6 protein-coding genes are annotated in these 4,262 nt (G+C 31.0%); all 6 read right to left on the bottom strand.

Annotated elements, in window-relative coordinates; all coding sequences use genetic code 11:
- Positions 1–283: 283 nt before the first annotated feature.
- Complete coding sequence (cwlD, locus tag AC11VW_RS13840; RefSeq protein ID WP_484302017.1) at positions 284–1,006, bottom strand: N-acetylmuramoyl-L-alanine amidase CwlD; 723 nt, start codon at positions 1,004–1,006, stop codon at positions 284–286.
- A 72-nt stretch (positions 1,007–1,078) separates the two neighbouring features.
- Positions 1,079–1,471 (bottom strand): 30S ribosomal protein S9, encoded by a 393-nt coding sequence (gene rpsI / locus AC11VW_RS13835; protein WP_484302016.1) that lies wholly within the window; start codon positions 1,469–1,471, stop codon positions 1,079–1,081.
- A gap of 27 nt (positions 1,472–1,498) precedes the next feature.
- Positions 1,499–1,930 (bottom strand): 50S ribosomal protein L13, encoded by a 432-nt coding sequence (rplM, locus tag AC11VW_RS13830; protein WP_484302015.1) that lies wholly within the window; start codon positions 1,928–1,930, stop codon positions 1,499–1,501.
- Between the two features lie 119 nt (positions 1,931–2,049).
- Positions 2,050–2,781, bottom strand: coding sequence for a tRNA pseudouridine(38-40) synthase TruA (truA, locus tag AC11VW_RS13825; RefSeq protein WP_484302014.1), 732 nt, complete (start codon positions 2,779–2,781; stop codon positions 2,050–2,052).
- Between the two features lie 11 nt (positions 2,782–2,792).
- Positions 2,793–3,590 (bottom strand): energy-coupling factor transporter transmembrane component T family protein, encoded by a 798-nt coding sequence (locus tag AC11VW_RS13820; protein ID WP_484302013.1) that lies wholly within the window; start codon positions 3,588–3,590, stop codon positions 2,793–2,795.
- Positions 3,584–4,262: ATP-binding cassette domain-containing protein (locus AC11VW_RS13815; protein WP_484302012.1), on the bottom strand; the 679-nt coding region annotated here is incomplete at its 5' end. The genes AC11VW_RS13815 and AC11VW_RS13820, both read right to left, overlap by 7 nt.

The following is a 4,262-nucleotide window of genomic DNA, read 5'->3' as shown; positions in this document are numbered from 1 at the left end:
TCCTGAGCCAGGATCAAACTCTCAAATAAAAGTTTATCTAGGGCTCAGATACTGTTATATATCTGGCTTTATGTTTGGTTGTTTCAAATTCTATAAATTAACCTACTGTTTAATTTTCAAAGTTCTTTCGTACTCCTCTTGAGTACTTACTAATAATAACATCTATATTTTTCTAAGTCAACACTTTTTTATATTTTTTTACATTTTTTTATATTTTAGTCAATAAAAGGTTATATCAACTAAATCTATACATTAGTGATATAACCTTAGTATGTTCTTTTTGTTAATTATTATTCATATTCGAACTAAAATATTTTTGAATTCCTACATATATAGACCACGCTAGTTTTTCTTGATACTTTTCATCTACTAAAAGTTTAGCTTCTTTTTCATTAGATAAAAAACCACATTCTATTAATACTGAAGGAATTTCATTTTCTTTCAATAAATATATATCGTCTCTTGCTTTAACTTCCCTATTGTTTGTTTTATCTACTACTCTTTTAAGTTCCCCTTGTATATACTTCGATAATCCAATTGAGTCTTCCTTCCCTTTAGGATAAAAAGTCTGCGCCCCATAATATTTAGATTGTTCAAATGCATTTAAATGTATCGATACAAACATATCTGCATTAGATTCCTGTATTATTTTCTTTCTGTTTTTTAGATTTTCATTATATTTTTGTCTTATAGTTTTATTTCCACTTTCTTCATACAAGCTCACATCTTCTTCTCTTGTTAATATTACAAGCGCTCCACTAGCTTCTAAAAGTTCCTTTATCTTAAGTGTAATAATTAAGTTTACATCTTTTTCAGCTGTATTCTTGTCCTTAGTCAAAGCTCCTGGATCTATACCTCCATGCCCTGCATCCAATATTATAGTCTTATTCGTTACAGGCATATATTTCATAACATCTTTGGATACATCTTTAATTTCAAATATAGACACTATAACCAATAATAATGCAATGATACTAAAAATTATATGTTTTATGTACTTTCTCACAATATCACCCTGTATATTTATATTAAAAAAGACTTCGGAATATTCCAAAGTCTTTGTACAAACATATAAAAATTATCTCTTTGAGAATTGTGGAGCTCTTCTCGCTGCTTTTAATCCGTATTTCTTTCTTTCCTTCATTCTAGCATCTCTAGTTAAGAATCCTTCTTTCTTTAAAGCAGGTCTTAAATCTAAATCAGCTTTTAATAAAGCTCTAGATATACCATGTCTTATAGCTCCAGCTTGTCCAGTGAATCCTCCACCTTCAACTGTTACTATAACATCGTACTTAGTTTCATTGTTAGTTAAAACTAATGGTTGTTTAACATCTCTTATTAAAGTTTCGTAGTTGAAAAATTCATCAACTGCTCTTCCATTTACTACTATATTTCCTTCACCTGCTACTAATCTAACTCTAGCAACAGAGCTCTTTCTTCTTCCAGTTCCGTAATATTGAACGTTAGCCATGATAACTCCTCCTTTCACCCGTAATTATTATTTAAAGTTTAAAACTTCTGGATCTTGAGCTGCATGATCATGGTTTGGTCCTGCGAATACTCTTAATCTAGTCATCATTCTGCTTCTTAATTTGTTTTTACATAACATACCGCTTACTGAATGAGATATAACTTCTTCAGGCTTCTTAGCCATCATATCTTTGTAAGGTATCTCTTTTAATCCACCTACATAACCAGTGTGGTATCTGTACATTTTTTGCTCTAATTTCTTTCCTGTTAAAACTACCTTCTCTGCATTTACTACAACAACGAAGTCTCCACCATCTACATGAGGAGTAAAAGTAACCTTGTGTTTCCCTCTTAATATTGTCGCTATTTCAGTTGATAAACGACCTAATGTTTTTCCTTCAGCATCAACGATGTACCATTTTCTTTGTACATCTGCTGGTTTAGATATATAACTTTTCATAGTTGTCCCTCCTTAACTTATTTTCATATAAAAATTTTACCGTTTATGTCAAGTCCGGGGCAAGTGGACTTATTAACACACTCTAATTCATTTTAATACATGCCCCCTGGTGTGTCAAGCTAATAATCAACTTTTTTAAGAAATAATCCATGAGCTGGGGCAGTATGACCGCACTTTCCTCTATTCTTCGAGTTGATTATATCTTTTAAGCTTTCATTTATTCTTCCTCTGCCTATATCTACTAACGTCCCTACAATTATTCTTACCATATTGTATAAAAATCCATTACCTTCTACTTCCAAAATAATTAAATCTTCTTGTTTTTCTAAAGTAATGTCATATATAGTTCTTACAGTATCATTTACAGATGATCCAGAGCTCATAAATCCTTTAAAATCATGTTCTCCTATTAAATGCTTAGCTTCTTTACACATTTTTTCAAAATTAAGATCGTATCTAATATGATACGAGGTATCCTTGTATATAGGACTCCTATACATATTATTATATATTAAATATCTATATCTTTTTCCTTTAGCACTATATCTAGAATGAAATTCATCATCTACCTCAGTACAGGCAATTATAGATATGCTTTTAGGCAGTTTAGCATTTAATGCACTTGGTATTTTATGTGCAGGTATACTAGACTCTAATTTAAAATTAGCTACCTGACCTAATGCATGTACTCCTGCGTCAGTTCTTCCTGAACCTGTAAGCTTAACTTCTTCTTTAGTTATTTCATAAATAGCTTTTTCTATTGTACCCTGTATACCTAAAGAATCCGGTTGTTTTTGCCAACCACAATAATTTGCACCATTGTATTGTATTATAACTCTTAAATTTTTCATTGTATACCTCTTTACATAAATCTAGTAGCTATAATTATAACCAAATATATAAGCTGTATACTACCTGCTATATAATCAGGTAGCGTTATAACAGCTTCTTTCATCTTTGTCCTATTATATCCACCTCTATAACATCTAGCTTCCATAGCCATAGCAAGTTCATCAGCTCTCCTAAAAGCACTTACAAATAACGGAACTAATAATGGAACTAAATTCTTCGCTCTGCTTATAAGATTCTTACTTTCAAAGTCAGCTCCTCTAGACATTTGAGCCTTCATTATTTTGTCTGTTTCATCTAATAATGTTGGTATAAATCTTAAAGCTATGGTCATCATCATAGCTAATTCGTGTACTGGCAACCCTATCTTTTTAAATGGATTTAAAAGCCTTTCTATACCATCTGTAAGCTCTATTGGAGATGTTGTTAGTGTCAATATCGACGTCCCTACAACTAAGAGTACTAGCCTTAATGCCATAAATATAGCTTGTTCTATACCCTGGCTTGTAATAGTCAGAAATCCAAATGACCAAATTGCATCTCCAGGAAGGAAGAATACATTTATAACAAATGTAAATAATATAATCCATCTAAGAGGTTTAATCCCTTTTAGAATGTATTTCATAGGTATACTTGATAATTTTATTACAGATACTAGAGATAATAAAACTATAGCATAAGGCCAAAATTTATTTATTATGAATAAAGACACCATAAATACAAAAGTAGCTATAAGTTTTATCCTCGAGTCTAATTTATGAATAACAGAATTAGCTGGATAATATTGCCCTATAGTTATATCTTTTAACATTTTTTTCTCCCTCTCATAACCCTTAATATTTCTTCTTTAGCTTCTTCTATTGTTAATATATCTCCTCTTATATCAAACCCTTGTTTTCTTAGCTTTATAGCTAACTCTAGCACTTGAGGTATATCTAACCCTATCTCTTTCAATCTAGACGTATTAGAATTAAATACTTCTCTTGGAGATCCCATAAACTCTATTTCACCATGATTCATTACAATTATAGTTTTTGCTAACTTAGCCATATCATCCATACTATGTGATGATAATATTATAGTAATATTATTTTCTTCATGAAGATTTTTTATAAGTTCAAATATTTCATCTCTTCCTCCAGGATCTAATCCTGCAGTAGGTTCATCTAATATTAAAACTTCTGGCTTCATTGCTATAACCCCAGCAATAGCTACTCTCCGTTTTTGACCACCTGATAATTCAAATGGAGATTTATCTTTGAACTCCTCATAATTCAAGCCTACATCCTCCATAGATGCTTTCACCCTGCTATGTATTTCATCAGGTTGTAAGCCTAAATTAGAAGGTCCAAAAGCTATATCCTTCTCAATTGTTTCTTCAAATAATTGATACTCGGGATATTGAAACACAACACCCACTCTTTTTCTAATTTCTGTCAAATTCAACCTAGGATCCGTTATATCAAAGCCATTTATAAATATT

Source organism: Romboutsia sp. (genome assembly GCF_056995035.1).
This window is presented reverse-complemented; position numbering and strand designations above follow the sequence as displayed.